The organism is Rothia sp. ND6WE1A, assembly GCF_001683935.1.
In the GTDB taxonomy this organism is placed as follows: Bacteria; Actinomycetota; Actinomycetes; order Actinomycetales; family Micrococcaceae; genus Rothia; species Rothia amarae.
The window spans coordinates 1-25,360 of the sequence record NZ_LXTU01000054.1 but is presented as its reverse complement, the minus strand read 5'-3'; the positions used below and the strand labels follow the sequence as shown (position 1 = coordinate 25,360).

23 protein-coding genes, 1 tRNA gene and 2 pseudogenes are annotated in these 25,360 nt (G+C 52.3%); 18 read left to right on the top strand and 8 right to left on the bottom strand.

All coding sequences use genetic code 11. The annotated features are described in order from the left end of the window. Window positions 1–6 precede the first annotated feature (6 nt). Window positions 7–3,654 carry an ATP-dependent DNA helicase gene (locus A7E48_RS06975; protein ID WP_068171358.1) on the top strand — a complete coding sequence of 1,216 codons (3,648 nt, stop codon included), beginning with the start codon at window positions 7–9 and terminating at the stop codon, window positions 3,652–3,654. A 30-nt stretch (window positions 3,655–3,684) separates the two neighbouring features. On the opposite strand, the gene A7E48_RS06970 is transcribed toward A7E48_RS06975, so the two are convergent. Beyond that, window positions 3,685–4,695 carry a phosphotransferase gene (locus A7E48_RS06970; RefSeq protein ID WP_068171356.1) on the bottom strand — a complete coding sequence of 337 codons (1,011 nt, stop codon included), beginning with the start codon at window positions 4,693–4,695 and terminating at the stop codon, window positions 3,685–3,687. 36 nt (window positions 4,696–4,731) lie between these two features. Between A7E48_RS06970 and nudC the strand changes: the two genes are divergently transcribed. Genes nudC through A7E48_RS06955 form a run of 3 tightly spaced genes read left to right on the top strand, consistent with a single transcriptional unit; the run spans window position 4,732 to window position 8,344 of the window. Beyond that, complete coding sequence (gene nudC / locus A7E48_RS06965; RefSeq protein WP_068171353.1) at window positions 4,732–5,853, top strand: NAD(+) diphosphatase; 1,122 nt, start codon at window positions 4,732–4,734, stop codon at window positions 5,851–5,853. A 44-nt stretch (window positions 5,854–5,897) separates the two neighbouring features. Beyond that, the gene (locus A7E48_RS06960) at window positions 5,898–7,742 is read left to right on the top strand and encodes an ATP-dependent helicase (RefSeq protein WP_068171350.1); all 1,845 of its coding nucleotides are present in this window, start codon (window positions 5,898–5,900) and stop codon (window positions 7,740–7,742) included. Window positions 7,743–7,777: 35 nt separating this feature from the next. Further along, on the top strand, window positions 7,778–8,344 hold the full coding sequence (locus A7E48_RS06955) for a M48 family metallopeptidase (RefSeq protein WP_233126018.1): 567 nt from the start codon (window positions 7,778–7,780) through the stop codon (window positions 8,342–8,344). A gap of 168 nt (window positions 8,345–8,512) precedes the next feature. Here the strand turns inward: A7E48_RS06955 and A7E48_RS06950 are convergent, their stop codons facing one another. Next, on the bottom strand, window positions 8,513–9,970 hold the full coding sequence (locus A7E48_RS06950; RefSeq protein ID WP_068171347.1) for a zinc-dependent metalloprotease: 1,458 nt from the start codon (window positions 9,968–9,970) through the stop codon (window positions 8,513–8,515). A gap of 173 nt (window positions 9,971–10,143) precedes the next feature. Between A7E48_RS06950 and A7E48_RS06945 the strand changes: the two genes are divergently transcribed. Continuing rightward, entirely contained in the window at window positions 10,144–11,256 is a 1,113-nt protein-coding gene (locus A7E48_RS06945; RefSeq protein WP_083147262.1) for a PDZ domain-containing protein, read from the top strand. Window positions 11,257–11,327: 71 nt separating this feature from the next. On the opposite strand, the pseudogene A7E48_RS06940 reads toward A7E48_RS06945, so the two are convergent. Continuing rightward, a pseudogene (locus A7E48_RS06940) lies at window positions 11,328–12,932 on the bottom strand (helicase HerA-like domain-containing protein). 262 nt (window positions 12,933–13,194) lie between these two features. On the opposite strand from A7E48_RS06940, the gene A7E48_RS06935 reads away from it, so the two are divergent. Together A7E48_RS06935 and A7E48_RS06930 are read left to right on the top strand one after the other, a co-directional pair. Beyond that, a complete protein-coding gene (locus A7E48_RS06935; RefSeq protein WP_068171343.1) occupies window positions 13,195–16,200 on the top strand; it encodes a UPF0182 family protein in 3,006 nt (1,001 codons plus the stop codon). 140 nt (window positions 16,201–16,340) lie between these two features. Next, window positions 16,341–16,414: transfer RNA gene (locus A7E48_RS06930), tRNA-Met, on the top strand. Here the strand turns inward: A7E48_RS06930 and A7E48_RS11595 are convergent. Beyond that, entirely contained in the window at window positions 16,374–16,736 is a 363-nt protein-coding gene (locus A7E48_RS11595) for a helix-turn-helix domain-containing protein (RefSeq protein ID WP_083147272.1), read from the bottom strand. The genes A7E48_RS06930 and A7E48_RS11595 overlap by 41 nt on opposite strands. A gap of 110 nt (window positions 16,737–16,846) precedes the next feature. Here A7E48_RS11595 and A7E48_RS06925 point away from each other — a divergent pair, with 110 nt between their 5' ends. The 11 genes from A7E48_RS06925 (at window position 16,847) to A7E48_RS06870 (ending at window position 23,865) form a co-directional block, all read left to right on the top strand. Continuing rightward, window positions 16,847–17,083, top strand: a complete 237-nt coding sequence (locus A7E48_RS06925; protein ID WP_068171340.1) for a helix-turn-helix transcriptional regulator — start codon at window positions 16,847–16,849, stop codon at window positions 17,081–17,083. Between the two features lie 624 nt (window positions 17,084–17,707). Beyond that, on the top strand, window positions 17,708–18,112 hold the full coding sequence (locus A7E48_RS06915) for a hypothetical protein (RefSeq protein WP_068171335.1): 405 nt from the start codon (window positions 17,708–17,710) through the stop codon (window positions 18,110–18,112). Window positions 18,113–18,152: 40 nt separating this feature from the next. Then, complete coding sequence (locus A7E48_RS06910) at window positions 18,153–19,055, top strand: hypothetical protein (protein ID WP_068171330.1); 903 nt, start codon at window positions 18,153–18,155, stop codon at window positions 19,053–19,055. Between the two features lie 124 nt (window positions 19,056–19,179). Continuing rightward, window positions 19,180–19,638: a DUF2637 domain-containing protein gene (locus A7E48_RS06905; protein ID WP_068171328.1), complete on the top strand. Its 459-nt coding sequence runs from the start codon at window positions 19,180–19,182 to the stop codon at window positions 19,636–19,638. A gap of 108 nt (window positions 19,639–19,746) precedes the next feature. Next, window positions 19,747–20,208, top strand: a complete 462-nt coding sequence (locus A7E48_RS06900; RefSeq protein ID WP_141669404.1) for a hypothetical protein — start codon at window positions 19,747–19,749, stop codon at window positions 20,206–20,208. Window positions 20,209–20,488: 280 nt separating this feature from the next. After that, window positions 20,489–20,974 carry a sigma factor gene (locus A7E48_RS06895; protein WP_068171322.1) on the top strand — a complete coding sequence of 162 codons (486 nt, stop codon included), beginning with the start codon at window positions 20,489–20,491 and terminating at the stop codon, window positions 20,972–20,974. Beyond that, window positions 20,974–21,675, top strand: a complete 702-nt coding sequence (locus A7E48_RS06890) for a hypothetical protein (protein WP_068171320.1) — start codon at window positions 20,974–20,976, stop codon at window positions 21,673–21,675. Before A7E48_RS06895 ends, A7E48_RS06890 begins: the two co-directional genes overlap by 1 nt. Next, complete coding sequence (locus A7E48_RS06885; protein WP_158004408.1) at window positions 21,638–22,060, top strand: hypothetical protein; 423 nt, start codon at window positions 21,638–21,640, stop codon at window positions 22,058–22,060. Before A7E48_RS06890 ends, A7E48_RS06885 begins: the two co-directional genes overlap by 38 nt. Before the next feature lie 12 nt (window positions 22,061–22,072). Beyond that, a complete protein-coding gene (locus A7E48_RS06880; RefSeq protein WP_068171312.1) occupies window positions 22,073–22,663 on the top strand; it encodes a hypothetical protein in 591 nt (196 codons plus the stop codon). A gap of 140 nt (window positions 22,664–22,803) precedes the next feature. Further along, window positions 22,804–23,556 carry a hypothetical protein gene (locus A7E48_RS06875; RefSeq protein WP_068171310.1) on the top strand — a complete coding sequence of 251 codons (753 nt, stop codon included), beginning with the start codon at window positions 22,804–22,806 and terminating at the stop codon, window positions 23,554–23,556. Between the two features lie 15 nt (window positions 23,557–23,571). After that, entirely contained in the window at window positions 23,572–23,865 is a 294-nt protein-coding gene (locus tag A7E48_RS06870; protein WP_068171307.1) for a hypothetical protein, read from the top strand. 259 nt (window positions 23,866–24,124) lie between these two features. On the opposite strand, the gene A7E48_RS11590 is transcribed toward A7E48_RS06870, so the two are convergent. From A7E48_RS11590 to A7E48_RS11575, 4 genes and pseudogenes are all read right to left on the bottom strand, one after another. Next, on the bottom strand, window positions 24,125–24,484 hold the full coding sequence (locus tag A7E48_RS11590) for a transposase (protein WP_369796766.1): 360 nt from the start codon (window positions 24,482–24,484) through the stop codon (window positions 24,125–24,127). Then, window positions 24,438–24,824 (bottom strand): annotated as a pseudogene (locus tag A7E48_RS11585) (transposase); the annotation flags it as partial. The pseudogene A7E48_RS11585 and the gene A7E48_RS11590, both read right to left, overlap by 47 nt. A 12-nt stretch (window positions 24,825–24,836) precedes the next feature. Next, complete coding sequence (locus A7E48_RS11580) at window positions 24,837–25,022, bottom strand: hypothetical protein (protein ID WP_083147259.1); 186 nt, start codon at window positions 25,020–25,022, stop codon at window positions 24,837–24,839. Beyond that, a partial coding sequence (locus A7E48_RS11575) for a transposase (RefSeq protein WP_369796765.1) occupies window positions 25,019–25,360 on the bottom strand: 342 nt, incomplete at its 5' end. The genes A7E48_RS11575 and A7E48_RS11580, both read right to left, overlap by 4 nt.

The following is a 25,360-nucleotide window of genomic DNA, read 5'->3' as shown; positions in this document are numbered from 1 at the left end:
TCTACGATGCAACAACATTTATATACTCCCGAAGAAATTGCCGATGCTCTGGGACGTCCGCGCCCTACAGTTGAACAGTCAGCGATTATTGCCTCCCCCCTCACCCCGCGTTTGGTCGTGGCAGGCGCCGGATCGGGTAAGACGGCGACCATGGTGGATCGTGTGGTCTGGCTTGTAGCCAACGGATTAGTTCGAGCCGATCAAGTGCTGGGCGTCACCTTTACCCGCAAAGCCGCCGGTGAACTACGGGAGCGTATGCGTATGCGCTTGGAACAGCTACGCCGCTTAGACATGGTGCGTACTCCGCAGAATGAGGAAAATGCCCCGGTTTCAGATCCCAGTGTTTCCACCTACCACTCCTATGCCAATACGTTAGTGGCGAATTACGGTCTGCGACTGGGGATTGAACAGGATGCGCAGATGCTGGGTAGCGCACAGGCATGGCAGCTGGTCGCACAGCTGGTTGAGTTTGTAGATCCCAAACTGTTGCCGGTTGATCCGCCGTCGAAAAAGAGCATCATCGAGGGCGTGATGCAACTGGCAGGGGAGTGCTCCGAGCACCTCATTGACCCCGAAACCATCATTGAATGGTGCCAGCAGCAAATTGCCGCATTAGAAAACATCGATAAACCCGGGGCTGTGAGCGAGCGGAACAAACTGGTACAAAGGCTTCACAACCGTGTTTTCTATGCTCTTTTAGTGCAGCAGTATTCTCGCTTGAAGAAGCAAATGCAGGTTATGGACTATGGCGATTTAGTGGCGTTAGCTGCGCGTATAGCCCGCGAGATACCGCAGGCAAGTGCCACGGAGCGGGATCGTTTCAAGGTGGTCTTGCTGGACGAATTTCAAGATACGTCCCATGCTCAGATGCAGTTATTTTCCGATTTGTTTGGCGGAACAAAGGGGCGCGAAGAACATCCGGTCATGGCGGTGGGCGACCCCAAGCAATCCATTTATGGTTTCCGCGGGGCATCCGACGGCCAGCTGTTTAGCTTCTACAGCTACTTTCCCACCCAAGACACCACCGCAAGTTATCTGACCGTCGCGTGGCGAAATGACACGGCAATTCTTCATGCGGCTAACCGGGTAGCTGATCCGCTCAAAGTGCAACCCGCATGGGTTCGTTCACCTCACCAGGTGGACGTACCCGATTTGGTGGCCAGACCAGAACCGGGCGTCGGACAAGTGCTGATGGGCCGCTACCTCACTGACCAAGAAGAGGCTCGCTCGATGGTAGAGAAAATAGCCCAGGAACGAGCCCATCATGCTCACCGTCCTCTGACCGAAATGCCCACTATGGCAGTGCTGTGTAAGAAACGCGCCATGATGGAACCTATCCGCCAGGCATGTGAAGAGTTGGGTGTTCCCTATCAAATCGTTGGATTGGGAGGTTTGCTGGATACCCCTGAAGTAATCGATATGGTCTCTGTCCTGCGAGTTCTTGCTGACCCGGGGCGCTCGGATGCCCTGATGCGTCTCATGGCAGGTGCCCGCTGGCGACTCGGTTTATCTGACCTGCTGGCATTGTCCGACTGGTCCACCCACCTTGCACGCGAGCGCGAGAAAGCTATTCGAGAAGGGCGCGCGGAGAACCTTTTTGCCGACTTGAGTGAGCAAGAACGGGCAGAAGAAGAGGCAAGGCAGGCGAGGGAGACCGTTTCGGATATTACGGATCATTCCTCTTTGATTGAAGCGCTGGAAACCTTACCGAAACCGGGCTGGACGTCGGTCCGAGGTCGTTCACTGACCGAGGTGGGTCTGCAAAGGCTTCAGGCACTTGCTGCAGAATTCAGTTATCTTCGCCAATTTATGGCAGATGATATTTCAAGTTTGCTGGTAGAAATCGAGCGGACAATTCTGCTCGATATCGAGTTGGCGGCTAAGCCGGGGCGAGGGAACCATGAGGCGCGTCGAAATCTAGATGCCTTCCACGAGGTTGCCGCTCAGTATGCGATGAGCGCTCCGCGCATCAACGCCACCCTACATGCAGGAGCGGCAGCGTTTCAGAACAGCGATGAGCTGACTGAAGACGACGAACGAATACTTCGTTTCAGCTTGACCGCATCGAGCGGATCAGCCAGCGGAATTAACGGTTTCTTGGCATGGTTGGACGCCGCTGCTGCTGAAGAATCTGGGCTGGAAATGGCTGCTGAAGAGCCGCGTCATGATGCGGTGCAGATTCTGACGGTGCATGCCTCGAAGGGTCTTGAATGGGATCACGTCTACATTCCAGGGCTCTACCAAGGCGATTTTCCCCTGACAAAAGACGCGCGCTGGACCCAGAATTCGCAGACTGTTCCCTGGCCTCTACGCGGGGACAAGAACTTTTTGCCCGGGTGGAATCCCGACCACGAAAACCTCACTGATTTCAAGGCATATATAGGGCAGTTCAAAGAAGAAGCCCTGATACACAGTACTGCGGAGGAACGGCGTCTTGCCTACGTGGGTATCACGCGCGCTCGCACTCTTCTGATGCTGGGCTCGGCAGCTTGGAAAGGGACCGCGAGTAAGCCTGTGCAAGCTTCTGAATTTTGGGAGGAACTGGCTGAGGAAGCACAATTGAGTCCCCAGCATGATCCTGCGAGCGACATGCCGTTGATGCTGCGTACCTTGGACGAAACTCAGATAGGGGAGGAGAATCCTCAATCGGCGTCGCTCACCACCGCTCTATGGCCTTTTGACCCTCTGGACGGGCCCGAAATTATTCAGTGGAAGAACGAAGAAGAATGGGATCTGGCTCATGATGCAGGACATAGTTCAGAGAATACTTCCCCCTCTGCAGGTGAATCTATGACCACAGATATTCTTCGCGACCCGGCGGTTTCCCGGCGAGCGAGGCTTACCCGTGCCGCGCAAAACGTCCTTCGTGGTTCTGCGGAGGAGGGCGACTCGCCAGCTGTCATCGGAGGAGAACAAACCCAGCTGGACGGGCCTTCCATTGAGGATTGGCGTCAAGAAACCGAGCTACTCCTGGCGCTGCTCAACGAACCAACGGAGTATCGCGAGTTTGAGCTACCCTCTCATCTCAGCGCCTCGCAGCTGGTGGCGTTGAAAAGTAACACAGAAGCTGTTGTGAGTAATTTGATACGACCGATGCCGCAGCGTCCCGGCATCGCAGCCCGTCAGGGTAGCATTTTTCATGCCTGGGTGGAGTCCCATTTTGAGCACTCCGCAATGCTAGATATGGGAAATGAAGAGTTTGCCGACGATGACATTGATGATTCTTTAGATTTACCGCAACTACGGGAAAACTTTTTGGCGAGCGAGTGGGCAAACCTGCAACCGTGGGCAGTGGAATTTCCGCTCGAAACCCCGGTTGAAGGTATTTCGGTGCGGGGGCGAGTAGATGCTATTTATCGCCACATTGATGAATCGGGACATATGACGTGGGAACTGGTGGACTGGAAAACGGGTCGAGTTCCTCGTGCTTCTGAGATGGAGGCTAAATCCATCCAGCTAGCACTGTACCGGTTGGCTTTTGCCCGGTTGAATGACATCCCAGTTGAGGACGTTTTTGCCACTTTCTTCTACGTGGGGGCGGCAAAGACAGTGCGACCGCAACATCTGGCTGACGAAGAATCGTTGAAGAGGCTGATTCGTCGAGCGTACAAGGCTGGACAACAGGGGGAAGCGTCTCAGCGTAGAAAACGCTAAACCTACCTCTTATACTTAGAAAATGATGAGTTAGGGAGCCGCTACCGACCCTGACGGTTTATCATCTGGACTCAGCGCGAAGTTGGTCTTATCGTCGGTGATTTCTCCGACTCTGCGCAGATCATTTTCTAGTTGATGGAGCATGGCAAATGCTTCATCGACCATCGCCTGATCCTCTAATTCGATACCACGTATCAACCATTGGGCTAGGGCAAATTCGGCGTAAAGATTCGCGCGTAGCGCCAGAGAATTATCGGGGCGTTGCGGCATCTGTTCGGTATAGACGTTCATGACCCGGTCGCTAAAGGAACGGTCTTCGCAGGCAAGAAGCCAGGAGAAATCCATGGCAGGATCCCCCACACATACTTCGGACCAGCCGGTTACTTCGGTGACTTTTTTCTGGTTGAGGACCAGGTTATCTTCGTTGAGATCCCCGTGGATGACGCGCGGTCGAAAGTTCCATATGTGGGGGTCGGTGAGCAGTTCTCGCCAGCGGCGAATGAGGCCGGCGGGCACTTTGCCGGTTTTTTCGACTCGTTCGAGTTCTGTGAGACGGCGTTGGCGCAACTGTTCGGAGGTGTAGACCGGAAGGTCGGCGTCTTCAATAATTGTGGTGGGCATTACGTGAATGGTGGCAATTATGCGCCCCAGCGCGGTTGCTAAATCTTCGGTGCCCGGTTTGGCATGAGAGGAAATTTCTGCCAGTTCGTCAATGTCGTAGTGGCTACCGGGAATGTGGGTATAGATAAAAGTTTGCATACCATCGACAGGCACTGAGCCGACAATAGTGGGCACCTGAAAAGGAAGGCGCGCGCGCAAACCGGCGGAAAAGGACTGGAGAATTACGTGTTCAGCTTCTAAACGAACGCTTGCTTCGGGGTTCTTGGGAGAGCGGACCCGCCAGCGCTTATCGGCTGAATCGATAATGATGGCCGAATCAAAATCGACGGCATCGTCAGCAGAGGGGAGCGCGGCAACAGGATAGAGCCCGGGCACTCCGGCAGATACAATAGCGGCAAGTTGAAGCGGTGTAACAGTCACCTTTCCAGAGTACAAGAGAATCAGCAGGTCACAGCAATGAAGCAGGAATCTAACCCTATTTTTGAAGAAAACTCTACGAATTCTCGTGAACCAGGAGAATCTATTGCACCGTTAGGGTATCTGCCTCTGACTGGTACGCGACCTCGGATGGAGGGTGAAAATCGGGCTCGTCCAGGCTTTCTTTCTCAGCTTGTAGAGGATTTTCTGGGTGCAGAGAAATCCCAGAAGGAGCCGGTTCTCGTGGCAGTAGAGGGGCACGAAATCTTAGTGGATGAGACATCCAAGCCTCTGCAACTGAACGCTTCGATGATTAAAGCTGAAGTGCTCAGGCATTGGGTAGCAGAGCCGCAGCGCCAAGCTGATGTGATTTTCATCGGCAGAACACGCGAGGGGAGCGCGGTTCTGGCCTTGACGGGCAACTGGGAATACTTCTGTGATTTCAAGACCGAGCATCTCAACCTCTTAGGACCCGACGGAGAGCAACGAGCGCCCCGCGACGTCCTGGCCTCTCATGCCGAGGGGCACTGGCAGTCGGTGCACGAGCTTGCCGAACATGTAGCGAATTCTCAAGACGCAGAGTTAAAGATTTGGTTAGAACTTGCTGGCGCTGCTGTGGCATTGAACAACTGGCACAGAGGAGCAGCCTATGACCCGGCAACGGGGCAGGAAACTGTTGTGGCTCAGGCGGGATGGTCGCGTGTGAATTCTGCCGGTCGAGAGATTTTTCCCCGAACAGATCCGGCAGTTATTACAGCGGTAACTGCAACCTTTGACGGCGAAGAACGAATTCTGCTGGGGCAGGCACGCGCCTGGGGAAAGAATCGGTTTTCCACTTTTGCCGGGTTCATCGAAGCCGGTGAATCAGCGGAGAACGCAGTTCAAAGAGAACTTTTGGAAGAGTGCAACGGCGAAGTAGACAGCCTACAGTATTTGGGTTCGCAGCCCTGGCCTTTTCCGCGTTCACTGATGCTAGGGTATCGTGCTGAGATTTCTAACCCCCACCAGGTGCAAGCGGACGGCGAAGAAATAGAAACGGTACGCTGGTTTACCGCTCACGAGCTGAAAACCGCTCACTCCAGCGGGGAAATCAAGCTGCCCTCCCGCGCGTCAATCTCCCGTATGCTCATCGAGAATTTTCTCGGTGAACCGTTGGCATAAATTACACTGGAAGAGCCCTTTTAAACACAACCTTCAGGAGTTTCATGTCTACTCTGCCGAATCCTGCGCACTCATCCAGTAGCTCAGCGAATTTAGCAGAGCAGGCACCGCCGAGCCCTGAGTTGATTTTGCAGGGGCTTGATCCTGAGCAACGCCGGGTTGCTACTGAACTCAGCGGCCCCATGTGCGTGTTGGCAGGCGCCGGCACCGGTAAGACGCGCGCGATTACTCACCGGATCGCCTATGGAATTGCTACCGGCAGATACGTCCCAACCCGCGTCCTAGCTCTATCATTTACAACTCGCGCTGCCGATGAAATGCGGGTTCGTTTGCGGGCACTGGGTTCGGTAGGAGTGCAAGCCCGAACCTTCCACTCGGCAGCTTTACGGCAGCTCCGATTCTTCTGGCCGCAGGCGGTTGGCGGCTCCGAACCTCGCATCATTTCCCATAAAGCTCAACTGATTACCGAGGCCGCTCAGCGCCTGCGTATCAGCGCCGACCGGGCGATGATTCGAGATCTCGCCGCTGAAATTGAGTGGGCAAAGGTCAATATGTACACCTATGACACCCTCATGCCACATCTGGCAGATCGCGTTTTGCCCTCGGATATTACCCCCATCAACATGTGCCGCCTTTTCAAAGCCTACGAAGATCTCAAAGATGAGCGGAACATTATTGATTTTGAAGATGTTCTGCTTCTGACCGTAGGGGTCTTAGAGGACGATGAGCAGGTCGCTGCCGCCGTCCGCCAGCAGTACCGGCACTTCGTCGTCGATGAATACCAGGACGTTTCTCCCCTTCAGCAGCGGCTACTGGACGCCTGGCTAGGCGGGCGCGATGACCTATGCGTAGTGGGTGATGCCTCACAGACCATTTACTCCTTCACCGGCGCAACGAGCCGCCATTTGTTGGAATTTACCCGCCGCTACGACAACGCCAATGTCGTCAAACTAGTGCGAGATTACCGTTCCACCCACCAGGTCGTTGAACTAGCAAATACCCTCCTGAACTCCCGCAAGCCGGCTAAAGATTCCACCCCGGGAGCCTGGGCCAAACCTTTAGAGTTGGTATCTCAGCGGGGGACAGGGCCCACCGCAGAGTTCTTCGAATACGCCGACGACGAGGACGAGGCCGCGGGCATCGCCGAAGACATTCAAGATCTCATCACCAAAGAGGGCGTCGAGCCGTCTGAAATTGCCGTGCTTTTTAGGACGAACGGTCAATCAGCTGCACTGGAACAGGCACTCACCGACGAAGGTATTGCCTATCAGCTACGCGGGGCAGAGCAATTTTTCTCCCGCCCCGAAGTCAAAAATGCCTATGCCCAGTTACGCGGTGCCGCCGCTGCGATTTCTGATGATCCGGTGCCCCAAGCCACCCGCGATATCCTTAAATCCCTGGGGTACACCGCTAAGGGGCCCTCGGCGTCCGGCGCTGTTCGCCAGAAATGGGAATCGTTGGCTGCACTCGTCTCTATGGCAGATCGCCTGCACAACGAGCGAGAAAAAGCGCGCGATCAAGCCCACGATAACGGCGCCAGCGAGCTTCCTCGTCCCCTCACCATGGCTGAATTCGTGGCAGTACTCGCCCAGCGGATGGCGCACCAGGATCCACCCAAAATGAACGGTGTAACCCTGGCATCTCTCCACTCGGCGAAAGGCCTGGAATGGGACGCCGTCTTCCTCTGCGGTCTCAATGAAGGGCTCATGCCTATTTCCTTTGCCAAAACGGGCGATGAAATAGATGAAGAACGCCGCCTGCTTTATGTAGGCATCACCCGCGCTCGCAAATATCTCACCTTCTCCTGGTCGAGGGCGCGCACCCCCGGCGGCCGGGCGAATCGACGCCGTTCGCGTTTTCTTGATTCCATCGCGCCCCCTACTAAATAATCAACCTTTGAGCTTGCCCCTAGAAAGCGCCGCCCTTGCCACGTTCAAGCACTTCTGAAAGCGTTATTCCTGCCACTGAATCCATGCCGGAGATTGTGGTGGTGCGTTCCTCCCGGCGCCGGAAAACGGTGAGCGCTCGCATGGACGACGACGGGCGAGCACGGCTCATGGTTCCTGCAACCAGCAGCCCCCGCGAGGTGCAGGAGTACATTCAAAAGTTGCTCCCAGATTTGCTCAAACAGCGTCAGCGGAATAAGAGACAGCAGGATGCGCGGGCCAGCGATGAATATTTGATAGCTCGTGCCGAAGCGCTGATGGAAAGACTCCCGAAGATGACTCGCCCCACCAGTATCCGCTGGGTGACTAATCAGAATACGAGGTGGGGATCTGCTACCCCTTCACGCGGAAGCATCCGCCTTTCCCACGTCTTGCAGGGTGCCCCAGAATATGTGATTGATTTTGTGTTACACCACGAGCTGTGCCATTTTATCGAGCTCAACCACAGCGCACGCTTTAGGGCATTAGAAAGCCTCTACCCCCGAAAAGCGGAGGCAGAGGCTTATCTGGCGGGTTTGAGCGCTGGGCTCAAATTTCAAAACTAAAGGGTTGATTCAAGGGGATAAGCATCCAGCACGCACAGCAACGGTGAACTAACCTTCTCGCTCGCTTCGCTAACCCTCAGTGAAGCGATTGATGCCAGACCCAGCCAGTTCACCATACTGCTGTGCCCGGGTTTGGAGATCTGACCTTATACCTTATCCCAAAGCTTGCTAGTCCTTATCTGAGTCCGAATCGTCGGGCTTATCGGAGTTCTTGTTTTCCGAAGCATCATCCGTTTCGATTTTCTCAGATGTCTGATCTTCGTCGTAGCCGCCAGAAAGGAGCTTCTCCAAAGCGGCGTCGAACTCGTCGTCAGATGCGGTGACCATCTCGACACGCTTCGTGTAGGCATCGAGGTCATCCAGCTCGTCGCCGGTAGGTAGTGTTTCGGGAGCGCTCCACAACTCATCGCGGGCGTCTTTACCGCGTTCTTCACCGTAGGAACGCCAGAAGTTAGCGGCTTCTCGGTTCTTGCGGGGGTGCAGTTCCAATCCCACAAGTGCTGCGAAGATATGCTCGGCAGGTCCTCCGTTGGCATGACGGCGGTTCATGGTTTCCGCCAATTGTGCTGCCATAGGCAGGTTTTTGGTAGCTTGCTCGGTAATGACAGTTACCCAGCCCTCTACCAGTGCCAACAGGGTTTCCAAACGCGCCAAGGCAAGTTGCTGATCTTCGGTATTCTGCGGGGTGAAAATTTCAGCAGCGAAGGCTTCCTGCATGGCGTCGGGGTTCATAGGGTCAATCTCTTGAGCGGCGTCCTGCATCCTCTCAATATCTACATGAATTCCGCGGGCGTAGCGTTTTACCAAATCAATAATGTCTTGGCGCAACCAGGGGTTTGCCTTGTAAAGGCGTACCAGCGCAGCTTCACGGACCGCCAGATACAGCATGACTTCCTGGGCAGGGATTTCTAGCCCCTCGCCGAAATTTTTGATACCCGCTGGAACTAACGCTGAGCGTCCCTCTGCCATGGGAAGCCCGACGTCGGTGGAGGAGACTACCTCTGCCGCAAGCTTGCCGATGGACTGACCAGCTTGGGCGCCAAACATCATGCCACCGATTCCCGAGAGAATATTGGTTTGACCGCCCAGCAGAGATTTAATTTCTTCAGGTAGCTGTGAATCCATGGAGTTATTCATGGCTTCAGACATTGATTCGGCAATGGGGCCGGCAATTTCCTGGAATACTCCAAAAGTATTCTCTACGTATTCAGACTTTGACCACGCCTCAGTCTGAGAGCTGGGGCGTTCAAAGGCGGTCACCGGGTCTAACCAAAGATCTGCCAGCTGGGTGGCGTCTGCAACCGCTGATTTTTCGTTGGAAGTTACAGAGGCGTCGCCATCGGCAGATACCACCTGACGCGCAGTTTGACGGGCAAGATCCCAATTCACCGGTTCGTCGGTCGAGGAGCTACTCATCATGGCGCTCACCTGGGCAAAAATACCCTGCATCATAGCGGGATCAATGGGCATGCCACCCATGTTTTTCATCATGTCAGGGTCTATGCCCATGGCGGAAGGGTCAAAATTACCCCCAGGGAACCCGCCATTTTCAGAGAGCTTTTTGAAAAATTCTTCGAACGGATCGGAGCCGTCGTGGTTTTCGTGTGAATTGTTCGATGAAGCCATAACACGTCTCTCCTTGCCACATATTTTGGTGATTATTTTCCTCTACGTTACCCAACGAGCCTGAGTGCTGGCTAATGTTTTGCCCACAGCTATGAAAACGTACAGCAAACAACCAGCTTGAATCTGCTACCACAATCTACGGGGGACCCTGGGCGAGCCGGTAACCTAGAATAATGACTTCCCGCGATTCATCAAATCCCGCATCTACCAATTCCCGTCTGTTACCCCGGTTGCGCACCGGGCGTCCATCTGCTCGCACCACTGCAGGTTGGGCTACGGGTTTGTTGCTGGTGGCGGGTTTTGTGGTTCCCGTTGATTTCGTGACCGAGGAGCCGGGCCCCACCTTCAACACCATTGGTGATTATGAGGGACACCAGCTCATTTCAATTGACGGTGCTAAGACCTATGATGTTTCGGGCAATCTTGATATGACGACCGTGTCGGTAGCGGGTGGTCCCAACACCACCCTCACCGCAGTACCTGCTCTGGCAAGCTGGTTAAGCTCAACCAGCACGGTACTTCCATCGGACTTGCTGTACCAACCCACCGTCACCAGTGAGCAAGTAGTTGAGCAAAACACTGCGGATATGACTAATTCTCAGGAGATAGCTCAGGCAGCTGCCCTCAATTATCTGGGTAAACCGGTGAAAGAAAAGCTGAAAGTAGCCTCACTGACTGAAAATAGCCCCAGTCAAGGAAAGATTCAAGAAGACGACATCTTGCTTAAACTGGGCTCAACAACCTTGGAAAATTATGGGCAAATTGCTGAGATTTTAGACAAGAACCGCGACAAGCCCCTTGCCGTCACCGTCAGCAGAGATGGTAAAGAAATCACCGAGACCATCACCCCTCAGCGCAGCGATGACCATGGCCGCTACCTTCTAGGTCTCGCGCTGGATCGCTCCTATGAGTTCCCGTTCAAGGTCAAGTACGGTCTAGAAGAAGTAGGCGGGCCCAGTGCCGGCATGATGTTTGCCTTAGGAATCATTGACGAGCTCACCGAAGGCAAGATGACCGGCGGCGTTCACTTCGCGGGAACAGGAACTATCGAGTCCAACGGCGATGTTGGACCTATTGGCGGTATCGCCCAGAAAATGGTGGGAGCGAAAGACGCCGGTGCCACGGTTTTTCTTGCCCCAGCAGATAACTGCGACGAAGTGGTAGGGCATATTCCTGAGGGGCTGTCCGTGGTGAAAGTTTCCAATCTGACAGAAGCAGCCGACGCCGTGAAAAAGATTGGGGCAGGAGAGGATCCTTCCACATTCCCCACCTGCACCGCTGAGTAAAAGCATCAAAACAAGAGCATAAAAATCTCCGCCCGAATTTTTCGGGCGGAGATTTCTTATAGGCTCAGGGTTTAGAACAAGCCGCCCAGACCGCCTTTACGGCCGGAACGCTTGGTGCCAAAGATGGATCGCACAATCTCGCGACCCAAGGTAGTGGCAATATTCGTGCCCACCCTCATAACGGCGTCGTTGCGTTTCTGACGCTCGCGCTCTTCTTCTTTAGCGCGTTTCTCGGCTTCTTTAGCTTCAGCAGCTGCACGCTTTTCGGCTTCTTTTGCTGCCGAATCATTAGCCTGACTCTGCTGGGCAGAGGCTGTCTCTTGCTGCGTTGCTTCTGCTTTCTGGGTGAGCTTCTCAAAAGCAGATACCGAATCGACCACCGTGGCGTATTTAGTATTCAGCGTGCTGTTGTTCACGGTGGCGCTGAGCGCTTCGGGAGCCGGCCCCATGAAAGACTGCGGTGCGTACATGCGGGTGAGGGCAACCGGTGAGGGTGCGCCGGTTTCGGTCATGACGGTTACGATTGCCTCGCCGGTTCCCGCCGTCGTCAACACTTCTTCGAGATCATAAGCAGATTTGGGGAAGGTCTTTGCTGTTGCTACCAGCGCCTTTCGGTCATCGGGGGTGAACGCGCGCAGAGCGTGCTGTACGCGGTTAGCGAGCTGACCCAGAACTTCGGCGGGTACGTCCTTAGGTGTCTGCGTAATGAAGAAGAGCCCTACACCTTTAGAGCGAATCAAACGCACAGTCTGAGTGATGGCCTCTTTGAACGCTTTAGAAGAACCGTTGAAGAGTAGATGTGCTTCATCGAGGAAAAAAACGAGTTTAGGCTTTTCACCATCGCCCACTTCGGGCAAATCTTCAAAGAGATCAGCCAGCAGCCACATGAGGAAGGTAGAAAATAGCTGGGGCTTAGACTGCAGATTAGCCAGCTCTAAGATGCTGATGATGCCGCGGCCGTCGGAGGCTGTGCGCAAGAACTCGGCTGTATCAAATTCAGGCTCGCCAAAGAACTTGTCTATACCATCTGCTTCAAGGGTGACCAGACCACGCAGGATGACGCCGGCAGTCGCCTTAGATACTCCACCTAGGTTCTCCAGCTCGGCTTTGCCTTCGGCTGAGGTGAGGAATTGGATGACCGCACGAAGATCGGCAAGGTTATAGAGTTCGAGCTCTTTTTGGTCAGCGTAGTGGAAAATTAGCTACAACGCCGATTCCTGGGTGCTGTTCAGGTCCATCACTCGAGAGAGCAAAATTGGACCGAATGATTCAATGGTGGCGCGGATAGGAACACCGGTTCCTTCACCGCCGAGAGTGAAGAATTCGGCGGGGTAGGAGGTGCCCTGCCATGTTTGACCCAGCGCCGACGTCTTCGCGACGAGCTTGTCATTGGATTCGCCGGGGGCGGCGATTCCTGAGAGGTCGCCTTTCACGTCTGCCATAAAGACAGGCACACCGTTGGCTGAAAGCTGTTCAGCGAGTACCTGCAAGGTTTTTGTTTTACCGGTACCGGTGGCACCAGCGATGAGACCGTGGCGGTTCATCATGGCAAGGGGGAGTGAGACATGAACATCTGGCTGAGGTTCACCGTTGCTCAGGGCCACGCCAAGATTTACTGTGGCACCTTCAAAGGTGTACCCGCTTTTAATTGCATCAAGCTGAGCATCATTAGACATGGCTTCAGTATAACTTTCAGTGTTCCAGCTAGCGGGAACGACCTGAGGAATCTGAGGGTTCTTCCGGTAATAACATTTCGCGTGATAAACGCGATTTCGCTGGGGCGGTAGTGAAACTGCTTCAGGAAGCTTTTCGCGATTAAGAAATAAATCCCCATGCCACCTTTATCTTTGGCACAATGGATAGACACCTAAGTGCGGTGCCAAGGCACCGTCAGACCGGCGAATATAAATCGCACACCACTGAAGTTTCGAGGAAGATGTGAGCACCGGAGCAGCTAGCCCGCCCCAATCCCGCCGTCCACAACGAAAAAACAGCACTCTTATCACCACGCTGGTGATAGTGGGAGTGCTGATTGCGCTCTTTGTGTTTGGCACGCAAATCTATACCGATGTTCTCTGGTATGACCAGCTGGGTTTCTTGAATGTTTTTGTCAAAGAAAACCTCTATAAACTTGCTCTTTTCGCTTTAGCAGGGCTGATTACTGCAGCGGCAGTGTGGGCAAGCCTTTACTTTGCATACAAAAAGGGTCAGGCGCCTCAAGCGCCGAATCGTCGCCCCCATCGCCCTTACTCGCAGACTGCCCCTGGGCAGGGAGTGCCGGGGCAGGATCCTTTTGCTGAATTCCAAGATATGTTCAACCAGAACATGGATCGCTACCGTCAATCGGTAGATAGCATGCGAAAGGTTTTGCTGATTGCAATTCCTCTCATTCTTGGCTTGTTCGTCGGTAGTGGCGCGATGTCCCAGTGGGAAACCGTTGCTCTTTTCTTCAACGGTGGAGAATTTGGTCAGCAGGATCCAGAATTTGGTCGAGACTTAGGCTTCTTTATTTTTAGCCTCCCTTTCTGGAAAGCGCTTCTTACTTTCTTGAGCACCGTCGTTATTCTTTCGGCACTTGCCGGAATCGTCATGCATTACTTCTACGGCGGTATCAAAGTTAACGAAAAAAGTATTGATACTACTCGCGCTTTCCGTATGCATGCAGCGGTTTTGGCGGCTCTCTACTTGGTTTTGCGCGGTGCCCAGTTCTGGCTGGAGCGTTACACCGCTACTCAGTCCCAGTCCGGTAAATGGGCTGGCGCTATGTACACCGACGTCAACGCGATTATCCCCGTCAAATCTATTTTGGCGATTGCTGCCGTTTTGGTTGCGGCGTTCTTCATCGTGGCGGCTTTGACCAACCGGTGGCGGCTACCCGTCATCGGTATTGCCGTGATGTTGATTGCGGCGCTAGTTGCCGGTGCCGTATACCCCTGGATTGTTCAGCGCTTCCAAGTTGTTCCTAACGAGCAGGCAGCGGAGAGCGAATATATCCAGCGCAACATCGATTCAACTCGCGCTGCATTCGGGCTAGAAAACATTGATGTGCAAAATTATGATGCAACTACCGCCACCAACGCCGGAGCTTTGAAGGGGGAGAGCGAGACCATTTCTAACATTCGTTTGTTGGATCCGAACGTAGTATCGGCGTCTTTCGCTCAGCTTCAGCAGTTCCGCCCCTACTACCGGTTTGATGACAACTTGGCAGTGGACCGCTACAAAATCAATGGCGAAACCCATGACACCGTGCTGGCAGCACGCGAATTGAACCCTGCGCAGAATGCTGATTCTTCGTGGATTAACCAGCATGTTGTCTACACCCACGGCTATGGCGTGATTGCTGCTTACGGGAACCAGGTTGAGGCAGACGGTAAGCCAAAGTTTATGCAGGATGGCATTACAGCAACCGGCGAGATTAGCGAGAACTATGAACCTCGAATCTACTTTGGGCAGACCTCTCCCGAATATTCGATTGTGGGTGGCTCTGAGAGCGACGACGCGCTAGAGCTTGACCGCCCCCAGACTGCTAACGATCAAGAAAATGCCGACGCCAAGTACACCTTTAAGGGTGACGGCGGCCCGAATATTGGTAATTTTTTCAACCGTCTGGCATACGCCATCAAGTTCCAGTCTTCGGATATCTTGCTTTCTGACGTCGTTCGTCCTGAGTCACAGGTGCTCTATGACCGTGATCCTACCGACCGCGTCAATAAGGTAGCTCCTTACCTTACGGTGGACGGCAACCCCTATCCTGCGATCGTCAATGACCGCGTGGTGTGGATTGTGGATGCGTACACTACCAGCGATCAGTACCCTTACTCGCAGTCGCAGGAGCTCGGTGAGGCGACCGTCGATTCGGAGACACAGTCAGGTGCTGCCGCTGCCCTTCCCAACAAGGAAGTGAACTACATTCGTAACTCTGTTAAAGCTACGGTTGATGCCTATGACGGTTCAGTAGACCTTTACGCATGGGACGACCAAGATCCTGTGCTTAAAGCATGGCAGGGGGTCTTCCCCCAGACCGTAAAACCGGTTTCTGAGATGAGCGCGGGCCTGTTGGATCACGTGCGTTATCCGCAGGACATATTCAAGGTTCAGCGTGAAGTGCTGAACAGGTATCACGTGACCGATGCCGGGTCGTTCTATGCAGGCGACGACGTTTGGTCAGTTCCTAATGATCCCACTGTGGAGCAGGCGACTCCGTTGCCTCCTTACTACCTCTCTTTGAAGATGCCTGAAGAAGAACAAGGGGCTTTCTCTCTGACAACGAGCTGGATTCCGCAACAGTCCGATGACAACACTCGTAACGTCATGTACGGATTTATGTCTGCCAACGGCGATGCAGGTACCGGCAAGGACGGCGAGGTCTCAGATCAGTATGGAAAGCTCACATTGCTTGAGCTACCTCGAAGCTCTGTGGTGCCTGGTCCCGGTCAGGCGCAGAACAACTTCAACTCTGACACTGAAGTCTCTACCGAGCTGAACCTGTTGCGTCAGGGCGCCTCTAAGGTAACCAACGGTAACTTGCTGACTTTGCCGGTTGGAGATGGCATTCTTTATGTGCAGCCGGTCTACGTGCAATCCTCTGGCGATTCTTCTTACCCGACCTTGCGTCGAGTACTCGTTGGGTTTGGTGAAAAGGTAGGCTTTGCGCCCACGCTGGAAGAAGCTTTGAACGAGCTATTCGGGGGTGACTCGGGCGCGCAGACCGCTGCTGACGCTGGTGTGGACGAAAAGAAGGCTGACACGGGATCCTCGGATAAACCGGATGAGTCTTCCGATTCGCCGTCACTACAGCAAGCGCTCAAGGACGCTTCTGCAGCGATGAAGGATTCTGAAAAGGCGATGAAGGACGGCGATTGGGCTGCCTATGGTGAAGCTCAGGACCGTTTGAATAAGGCGCTAGCGCAGGCTATGGAAGCTGACGGCGCTGTAGCCGAGTAATACCGCGCTACCGCTGGAGATGAAGCTCCGGGTTCTCTTTCTCTGAGGAGAGAGGAACCTGGAGCTTTTGTGTTGTCTCTTACAAAGGGGGCTTTTAGGTTGCAGCAGGTTAACGGCATGTGTATAGTTATAGAAGTCGCCGCGGGGTGGAGCAGTTCGGTAGCTCGCCGGGCTCATAACCCGGAGGTCGCAAGTTCAAATCTTGCCCCCGCAACTACATCGTAAGAAGCCCCATTCGGTATAAAGCCGATTGGGGCTTCTTCTTTATTCCCTTCATTGTTTGTAACGGTGGAGGGGATTTTTGCGTTTAAGATGCCTTCGCCAAGTAAGTCGGCTAAAGAAATTTCTAAAGCAGCAGCAATGGTAATTAAATCTGTAATGCTGATTGCGATTTTCCCACGTAATTTTTCAGATACGGATGACTGAGTAACTCCCAGGATTCGAGCAATATCGCCTTGGTTGAGGCCTCTTCGAGCCATCCAAATTTTTACTTCTTTACCCACGGCTTCGGCGGGGGTGATGATTGTTTTTGCCATACCTTCAAGCTACAAGTATTTCTGGATAATAGCAAGTAAAAATGAAAAATTATTGGCTAAGCCGATAAATAAAGATTGCGCATTATCGGTATCACCGATAATGTGTGAGTATGACCTATGCAGATTCCATCGCGGGCAACATCCGAGCCAAAGTTAGCCGCCGCGAAATCAACCAAACAGACCTAGCTCAACATCTAGGTATTTCTCAGGCTCAGATGAGTTCCCGACTTAGAGGTCGAGTTGAATTCAAACCCAGTGAGATTGAAAATATTGCTAATTTCATGGGTGTAGAAATTGAAGAACTCACCAAATACGTCAAATTTTCAACCACTCATAATGGTGCCTAGCTATAAGCAGCAAAGCACTTGAATGGGCTCGTACCCATGAATTCGAAAACAGCGCCGTAGGATGAACAGCAATCCTCCGCTTCCTTGCAGGGCAAGCTGACGACGACGGTTACATCCCCGATCACGAAGGTGATAAAGGCGTAGCGTTCATCATTCACGAAACGTGCGCTAGTAAATCCACTGTCATCCGAGCTCTCAAAGAGTTCGAACAGGCTGATTTGCTTCATCGTGAACGACGCGCATATGCAGACTTCGGCGGCCGTCAAACAGACCTGATTGTCCTTCATCTTTGGAATAGGGGCACTAAAACTCCGTGGCGAACTATGAAGGCACTCAAGCAACTTCAAAAGAGTAATCAGGCACGATTTGGGATTCCCATCGAAGAAGTGGAAGTAGAAAATCAGCCTGTGAATAACTCCAAAAACACACAAGGTGTCACTCTGACACTTAGCGGTAATTCCGGGGCAAACACACAAGGTGTCACTCCGACACCTTCAGAGAGGCTAGGTGTCAATCTGACACAGGCTAGGTGTCACTCTGACATAAACGACACTCCCGCCTTAATAGGAACGCGCGCACAGACTTCTCTAATCAGTCAGTCAGTCAGTCAAAAAAGAGCAACCTGTGGATAACTCAGAGACTGACCGACCAACCGAAAACCTCAAAAAATCTCCTGCACCAGTCAGCAGAATTACCCGAGGCGTGAATCATCAAGACCTTCGAATGAATCTCAAAAAATCCTCAGGTCTCGATTCTGGTCACATCAATGATGATGTGCTGGCTCAAATGATTCAGATCGTTTTTTCTCGAGCAACCCAAGATATCCGAAGCCCTCAACCCTTCGCCTTCAGCTGCATTTCCAAAGAGTTCTACGAGCTTGCCTCCCTGGCTGAATCAGTAATCGAGCATAAACAGTCACAACAAAAACCCCGTATCGTTACCTGCCCTGTCCACCACATGGAGCACTCGGCTGAGCGAGAATGTCCTGGACACCGAGCCGACCGACTCGCTGGAATTCTTACCCCCTAAAAAGTCTTGCAATCCTAACCATTTCTCAAAGGAAAATATCATGAGCGCACTTTTGCAAACCCCCGTATTCGAGCCAGCCGAAGAGGTAGAAGTTCTCCCCGAACTCACCCTCGATCAAGCCAAGCAAATCACCAAAGACCTACCCCAGTCAGCCACACTCTTGCAGAGCCTGTGCGTGATGGCATACAGCCAGCGCATCTGGCTCACCATGGGTTACACCAGCTGGGATGCGTACCTGGACGGTGAAATCGGTGAAGAACGCTGGATTCTGCCACGTCACCGCCGCGGTGACTTCATCAACCAACTAGCCAAGGAAGGAATGCCCACTCGCGCCATTGCCTCAGTCGTTGGACTTTCGCATATGAGCGTGGCTAAAGAAATCAAAAAAGCTAAAGAAGCCGGAGCTCTCCCCGAAGACTTGCCAACCATCGGACGTGATGGACGCACACGCAAAGCGCTCGTGCGAAAAGCACCTGCGGCTGTACCTAATGAACAACTGGACTTGCCCGTAGCTGATCTAGGGATTGGCTTTTTCAAAGCCGCAGAGAGCAAAACAGCTACCCCTGCAAAAGCTCAACGAGCAGCCACTGACCCCTTCGATACCACTATCACGGCGGTCAATGAGGAATTACCTCGCGGTGAAGATACACCAGATGATTACCTGTACTTCCCAGAAATTCTTGAGGTCTCCACCGAGCTTGAAGAGCTCTTCAAGAAAGCTATGACCGCGAATAATCGGCAAGTTTTTGACCCCGGGAGTGTTTCGCAGAAGATGGCTCAACAGGTCGTGCATACGTTGCTTGCCGGCTCAGGTTTGCTCAAACTCTTCAACCTACAACCGGACTTGCTAGGAGATTCAGAGCAACTAGCAACCGCAGTGGATTCCACGGTTATCACGCTCGATGAGGTCGTGACCACCCTGCGTGAAGATGAACAGGGCTAGGTTGATGAAGCGTTTGGCGGATAAAAAATGTGGCGATCCGTCTTGCACGGCAGATCGCCACATGAAAAAACTTGTCAAACCAGTTTATGCAATTACGAGTTACAACACTCTAGGAGACCAAGTTATGAAAACAGATTATCAAAGAACTGGAACACCTGTGAAGAATATCCCCAGAACTAGGCAGAACCGGATCAACCCGGACTCTATCCGAACCCTCTGGTTCACCGTCATTTTGATTGGGCTATTGGGGCTCACCTCTTTCATGGTCTCGTTCAATGGTTTGCATGATGTCGCCGCTTGGGTAGGGCTGCCAACCTGGATGCGATGGGCTGTACCAATTTTTATTGACATTGCGATTCTGGCGTATTCGATGGCTGCGGTGATTCATAAATCCCGTAAAGAACCTGTGGGTCTGACCTGGTTCACGCTCGGGGCGTTCACCACGATTTCAGTGGTCGCTAACGCGGTTCACGCTTTGAGCGTCGGAGAGGGACAGACCGTGTTGCAGTCGTGGATTGGTGCGTGTATTGCTGCTACGGCTCCTGTGGCGGTTTTTGCGGCAACGGAAGAAGCATCACGATAGGCTTTTGCTGTTCCTGATGAAGAAGACACTGAGGCCGAAGCTGGCTCAGAGGAGCGCACGACTTCTGTGAGACGAGTGGATGATGTTCTGGAGGAGAGATTACTGGAGGTGCCTACCTCATCTCCGACGGTGAGCGCAGTGGCTTCTGTTCCGGCTCAGTCAGCTATCAGTGCTAACCCTCGTGTGGAGCATCAGCACTTTTCTGATTCTGAGACTGGGGTTGTTGAGGAAATAACAGCAGATACTCCCGAAGAAACTCTCCCACAGGGCGAGCAAGAGGATTCTGTTGCGCAAGAGGTTTCTTCAGTAGATTCAGAATCTGAGCCTGAGGTGGTTGTTGACGATGAAACCGAAACCAGTTCAGAGGCGATCTCTGCGGTAACTGCCGAAGAGCTGCCCGAGGAAGATCAGAAACTAGCACGCTGGGTCAATGAGCAAATAGAAGAAGGCGTCAAGATTACCGGAGCTGCGGCAGGTCGTTTTCTTGATGTCTCTGACCGCACAGGTCGCAACCGTCTGAACCGTTTACGTGAGCTATATCCGGCGGTATTCGAGGGCGAAATATTGTGAACTTCGATGAAGCTATCTCAGTCACAAGCATTGAATGTGAGTACACTCAATGGTGGCTGGTTCCTTCGTTCGCAATAACCGGTTTTTTATTTCCCCACATATTTTTATAAAACACAAATAGACCGGATTGTGTCTTTTGAAAAATCACTCATCAGCATCTGCAAAGGAAATCATGTCTAACCCGCTAAAAAACACCGATAGTAGCTTCTGGGCGCTGTCATGCTTGCGTAGGTGTTGATGAGCCCTACCGCCCTACTACTGGCAAAGAGACGATGTCATCATGAGCAAAGCAACCGAAGAGGTATGGACTGCTGAGCGTATCGAGGCGCTAAAACAAAGTCGTAGGGCAGTGAAGTCTTACCTGAGCAAGTGGGGTTTGACTTTCCTTGATGCAGAGTATGTGGTGCAAGAAACGTACCTGCAAGCCACACGAAAAATTGATTCTTTTGACCCAGAGCGCGGTTCGTTCGCTGAGTGGATTAATGCTGTGGCAGTGAATCAGGCTCGTTCGATGGTTCGGGCGCATAATTCGCGGGCTAAAACTGATCAAGTGTATAAAAATTTACAGTTGAGTCAGGACGCACTGGTGGATGAACCACAACTGGCGTGGGAGGATTCCTCGGTGACGATTGAGCGTATCGGCACGGTGCTGGCGATGGTGAAATTGTCGGTAGAGCATCAGCATCTTTTTGAGCGGTCCTTGGTGCTCATTCGTGATTTTGATGGTGATGTGTCTGCGGCGGCGGTGAGTCTGGTGGCGGTCTGATGTCCTTGTCGGAGCTTCATGTGGGTCAGTTTGTGTTGGCTCAAATCGGAGTTGATGCTTCGCCGGTGGCTGATCCGAACAGTCCCGATACTGAGTTTGGTAATTCTGCGGAGGCTTTGGTGTATCCGCGTGTGTTGGGCACAGTTGTTGGTGTTAATACCGCGGAGAAGACGGTGGAACTTTCTGCCGTGTCGCGCGAGAGCGAACGAGAATTCACTGTTCATGTTCGTCCATTGGAGACGCAGGAGAAGTTTCGAGTGCTTACTGCGGAGCAAGCTGAGGCTACTCTGGGGGGTGCTGAGTGGGCTGTGAACCGTGATGCTGTTCTGGAGACTTTCGGCAGTGTTACTCTAGCGGATATTGAACCAGGAGATTACATCACGGCTGCGCATCTGAAGATTTTGCCTTCTGTATGTGAAGAATTTATTGACCTGAAAAACGTCCTAGTGACGGGGGTCAATGTTTCTGGTCGAGTGCTGCATATGGCGTATGAGGATGGTCTGCATCTAGCAGTAGAAGCTGAGGCGGGTGCTCATTGTTATGTGGAGTCGTTAGCTGCTGCTCAGACGATTGCTCTGGCTGCCACGATCCGCGATAGTAGCCCGGTGTTGGCTTTGGAGGCTGCCGATATTTCTGAGATGGCTGTGGGTGATGATGTGCAGGTTGAAGGTCAAGACGTGCGCAACAGATACCACTATTGATGTTCGTGGCACGGTGATGGCGGTAGAGCCTACCACCGAGGAGATCGCCGGTTCTGTCACTGTTGCTGATGAAGATGGTCATCAGCATGTGGTGGTGACTGATGGTGAAGAGGATATTCATCGAGTCAGTGGCGGCCCTGTTCAGGAGCGCGTAACGCAAGTACCTCGTGCGGAAGAACTGATCCAAAGTTACAGTCGAGAGTTGAACGAGCATCCGGAGACTCGACGGATTGCTTGTGCTCAAATTCGTCCTGGGGACAGGGTAATTGACGGTCAGCAGTGGTTTAACGTGATGCGCACTAAACAGCTCAGTCCGGAGTCGGTGGCTATTACTGTTCTCACGGAGCGCGGGTTGGTCACCACTGGTATTTCTCCCGATACGTAGGTGACGGTGGAGATGAGTCCTGATTCTGGTGTTGCTGAGCAGAACTGGCGTACTCGTTCGATTAGTCGCGTGCGTACTGGGGATGTGATGGGTTATGAGGGTCAGATTCTCAACGTTGAGGAAGTTCAGCCGCAGTCTGATGGGACTGTTTTGGTTTCTGGTATGAGGGAGCTTGAGGGGGTATTGGAGCCTTCGGCTTTGCGTCTGTGGAAACAGGAGTCTGTTCAGGTGCGGCAACCGTTGTGTGCGGTGGAACGTGCCGGGGTGGTTGGTGCTTTGGAGCCTGCTAAGGTTTCTGATTTGCAACCAGGAGATTTGTTGCAGACTCGTCATGATGTTCTTGTTGTGGTGATTGATGTGAAAGAAAACTTTGAGTCTTCGGGTAAGACTCGGGTGTATTTCCAGATGATGGCTGAGGGAAGGACTAATCCTATGTTCTATGATCATGTCCCTGGCCATGAATTGAATCGTTACCAGAAACATCAGGTTCTTCAGATTCAGCAGGTTCTGGGGGAGAGTACTTTGCGGACTGCGGTTGCTGAGGTTGCTCCGGAGCCTATGTATTTGGGTCTGGAAGATTCGGGGTTAGATTTTCGGCTGTAGAGATTTATAGGATTGCGCAATAAAAAAGAGCTTAACAATCGAAAATATTAGCTAACCCTGTTGCATTTTGAATGTCAGCTCAACAGACTTGAACCGAGGCTTAATTGAGCCTCGGTTCATTGATAACTGAGGAAAAATCTATGCGAATCACAACAAAGGTGTTGTCTTCTTCTGCACTAGCTCTTCTTCTTCTGACCTCCTCAGGTCTAGCCCAAGCTGGAACGGTCACTTCCAGCCCTGACAGCTCTAAGGAATTACGCAGCTCAGCTCTCATACATGTCCCCTCAACAGAAGCAAGCGACGCAGAACAGTCCATATCTGCATATCAAGAAGAGGTTGAAGAGCTATATGCAGAAGGAGATATTATAGCTTTCTCTCCAACTGCCCCTGAAGGAAGTAAATTCTTCGCAGGAGAAGTAGCTTCGGACTTAGATTCTCTTCACCATGATTCTTCAACGTCAACAACTCCGGAGAGCAACCTTTATCTGAACCCCATAAAAATCGGTTTATGCAACGCTGGTAGAGAAAATACTGTCGTTTACACTATCCGCAATTCGAAACATAACGGGAATATCGATCTAAAATGCGGAAATAAAGACAACGGATACGTGCACATTCGGAGCAGGCATGAAGGCGATTGGAATAACGCAAAGGGAGGTTTCGCTGGATACTGGGATGATTTTATGCTGTATTCAACAATCAATGCTTTACAGGCACCTTCATATAGTCGGCAGCAGAATTCAACCACTCGCTGTTATGTAACTCCTATTCAAGTCTTCAAAAAAGTTAATAGAAAACCGGTATACCAAAAAACAATCTATCCCCGTGTGGCGGTTTCTACAAACAATCGTAAAGTCATCACATCATTTCCCACGGGAAATAAAACCTGTTAGGGACACTATAGAGATATGAATGTTTCTGACGAAAATGTACCGATGTTTTCAGCTAATTACACCCTGGACCCTTTCGTGGATTACATGGTTGATGAGTTGCATCCTTATTACGGTTTTAGAGAAAAATTCTCTTCAGAACTTATCCAGCGATATGAACATTGGTGTTCTTTCTTTCTGGATAATTTCACGGAAGAGAACCATGGTTTCTACAACCAAGACCAGCGTGCATGGTTCGATCGAGAATACATTCAACTTGCCAATGAATTTCGTCAACTAGGTCTGGTCTTTCGTCTGGATCTATGGTGGTAAATTTCTAGATATGTAGAGACCCAGTCCCTTGAGGGCTGGGTTTCTACGTCAATTTGTTGTACTTGCGTCTTTACGAGGCGTCACCTAGTCTGTGTACTCTCTTTACTCTTTAAATGGAAAACGGGAGAGGAGCAAATCTGCTCAACTCTCCCGTTCCTATAACTCGCAACGAAAACAATGTGGGCGGGTGTTGGTGTTCCACGGAATAACACAACTAGGGGATGGTTGTCCTGATATGTACGTGGTTTAGTTCCGACAATTATAAGACCACTAAAGCACCATCGACCACCTCCTGAGGAGTCCGATAACCAAGACCCTGATGCAACCGAACCCGATTCCACCAGCGCACCCACTCAGCCGTCTCCAACTCCAATCGAGCCACAGAATCAAACAGGCGATCCTTGACCATCTCCGCCTTATACGCACTATTGACGGACTCAGCCAAAGCATTATCATAAGAATCCCCAGTAGAACCCACCGACAGCTGCACACCCAACGCCTTCAAATCCTGGGTGTAACCAGTAGAAACATACTGTGACCCCCTGTCAGAATAATGCACAATCTGCGTTAGATCAGAACCATCTTTCTTCGCCTGGAACAAAGCCTGCTTCAAAGCCATCAAAGGCATCCCCAGAGTATGCATCGTCGAAGACACACCCCAACCCACAATCTTCCGGGGAAAACACATCAGTAATGAAGGCCGTATAACAGAAGCCAGAATACGTCCTGATATAGGTGAAATCAGCTACCCACAGCCGGTTCGGGGCAGTGGCGGTAAAATCCCGATTCACCAAATCAGGACGGTCATCAACCACTGTAGCAGCCCGAGTCGTGACAGGCTTACGACCCCGATGAGCACCAGCAACACCGGCTATTTTCATCAGCCGGTAGGTCTGATCCCGACCGATGTTCCAGCCGACCCGGTTCATGGCGTGCCACATTTTGCGCACACCATAGACTGAATAGTTTTCCTAGTGGATTTTCATCAGCTCAGGAATCAGAAGCTGGTCCTTCAAAGTACGTGCAGCAGGAACACGAGCCTTAGCGGCGCGGTAGCCGCGTGAGGTGATGAAACCACCAGCTAGGTTTTCTTGTAGTGCGGTGCAGATGTTCTCAACCCCGAAACGATTCCTATACCTATCGATATAGCGGATCATGATCGGGCTGGGCGGCCTGGTTCTGCCGCGAAAAAAGCCGGGGCGGTGCGCAGGATTTCGTTGGTTCGCTTCAACTCGGCGTTTTCTTTGCGCAGGCGCCGGTTTTCTGCTGCCATATCAGTGGTGGTGCCGGGGGTGCTGCCAGCATCGATTTCGGCTTGTTTGTGCCATTTTCGCAGAGTATCGGGGCCGATGCCGAGGCGTTCTCCGATGTTTCGGCAGGTGCGTGTAGATGCCTGTGTCGGGGTTGTTTTCGAGGTGGTCGGCCAGTAGGCGTAGGGCTCATGTTTTGAGTTCGGCGGGGTATTGGGTGGGCATGGGTTTGTTCCTTTGTTTTT

Bases quoted from the DNA above. Each gene is read 5' to 3' on its own strand.
- A7E48_RS11595 (WP_083147272.1), bottom strand. From the start codon at position 16,736: ATGGCAAAAACAATCATCACCCCCGCCGAAGCCGTGGGTAAAGAAGTA.
- A7E48_RS06870 (WP_068171307.1), top strand. From the start codon at position 23,572: ATGAATGTTTCTGACGAAAATGTACCGATGTTTTCAGCTAATTACACC.
- A7E48_RS06890 (WP_068171320.1), top strand. From the start codon at position 20,974: ATGTCCTTGTCGGAGCTTCATGTGGGTCAGTTTGTGTTGGCTCAAATC.
- A7E48_RS06905 (WP_068171328.1), top strand. From the start codon at position 19,180: ATGAAAACAGATTATCAAAGAACTGGAACACCTGTGAAGAATATCCCC.
- A7E48_RS06945 (WP_083147262.1), top strand. From the start codon at position 10,144: ATGACTTCCCGCGATTCATCAAATCCCGCATCTACCAATTCCCGTCTG.
- A7E48_RS06950 (WP_068171347.1), bottom strand. From the start codon at position 9,970: ATGGCTTCATCGAACAATTCACACGAAAACCACGACGGCTCCGATCCG.
- A7E48_RS06925 (WP_068171340.1), top strand. From the start codon at position 16,847: ATGACCTATGCAGATTCCATCGCGGGCAACATCCGAGCCAAAGTTAGC.
- A7E48_RS11580 (WP_083147259.1), bottom strand. From the start codon at position 25,022: ATGATCCGCTATATCGATAGGTATAGGAATCGTTTCGGGGTTGAGAAC.
- A7E48_RS11590 (WP_369796766.1), bottom strand. From the start codon at position 24,484: ATGGCTTTGAAGCAGGCTTTGTTCCAGGCGAAGAAAGATGGTTCTGAT.
- A7E48_RS06975 (WP_068171358.1), top strand. From the start codon at position 7: ATGCAACAACATTTATATACTCCCGAAGAAATTGCCGATGCTCTGGGA.
- A7E48_RS06960 (WP_068171350.1), top strand. From the start codon at position 5,898: ATGTCTACTCTGCCGAATCCTGCGCACTCATCCAGTAGCTCAGCGAAT.
- nudC (WP_068171353.1), top strand. From the start codon at position 4,732: ATGAAGCAGGAATCTAACCCTATTTTTGAAGAAAACTCTACGAATTCT.
- A7E48_RS06875 (WP_068171310.1), top strand. From the start codon at position 22,804: ATGCGAATCACAACAAAGGTGTTGTCTTCTTCTGCACTAGCTCTTCTT.
- A7E48_RS06910 (WP_068171330.1), top strand. From the start codon at position 18,153: ATGAGCGCACTTTTGCAAACCCCCGTATTCGAGCCAGCCGAAGAGGTA.
- A7E48_RS06880 (WP_068171312.1), top strand. From the start codon at position 22,073: ATGAGTCCTGATTCTGGTGTTGCTGAGCAGAACTGGCGTACTCGTTCG.
- A7E48_RS06895 (WP_068171322.1), top strand. From the start codon at position 20,489: ATGAGCAAAGCAACCGAAGAGGTATGGACTGCTGAGCGTATCGAGGCG.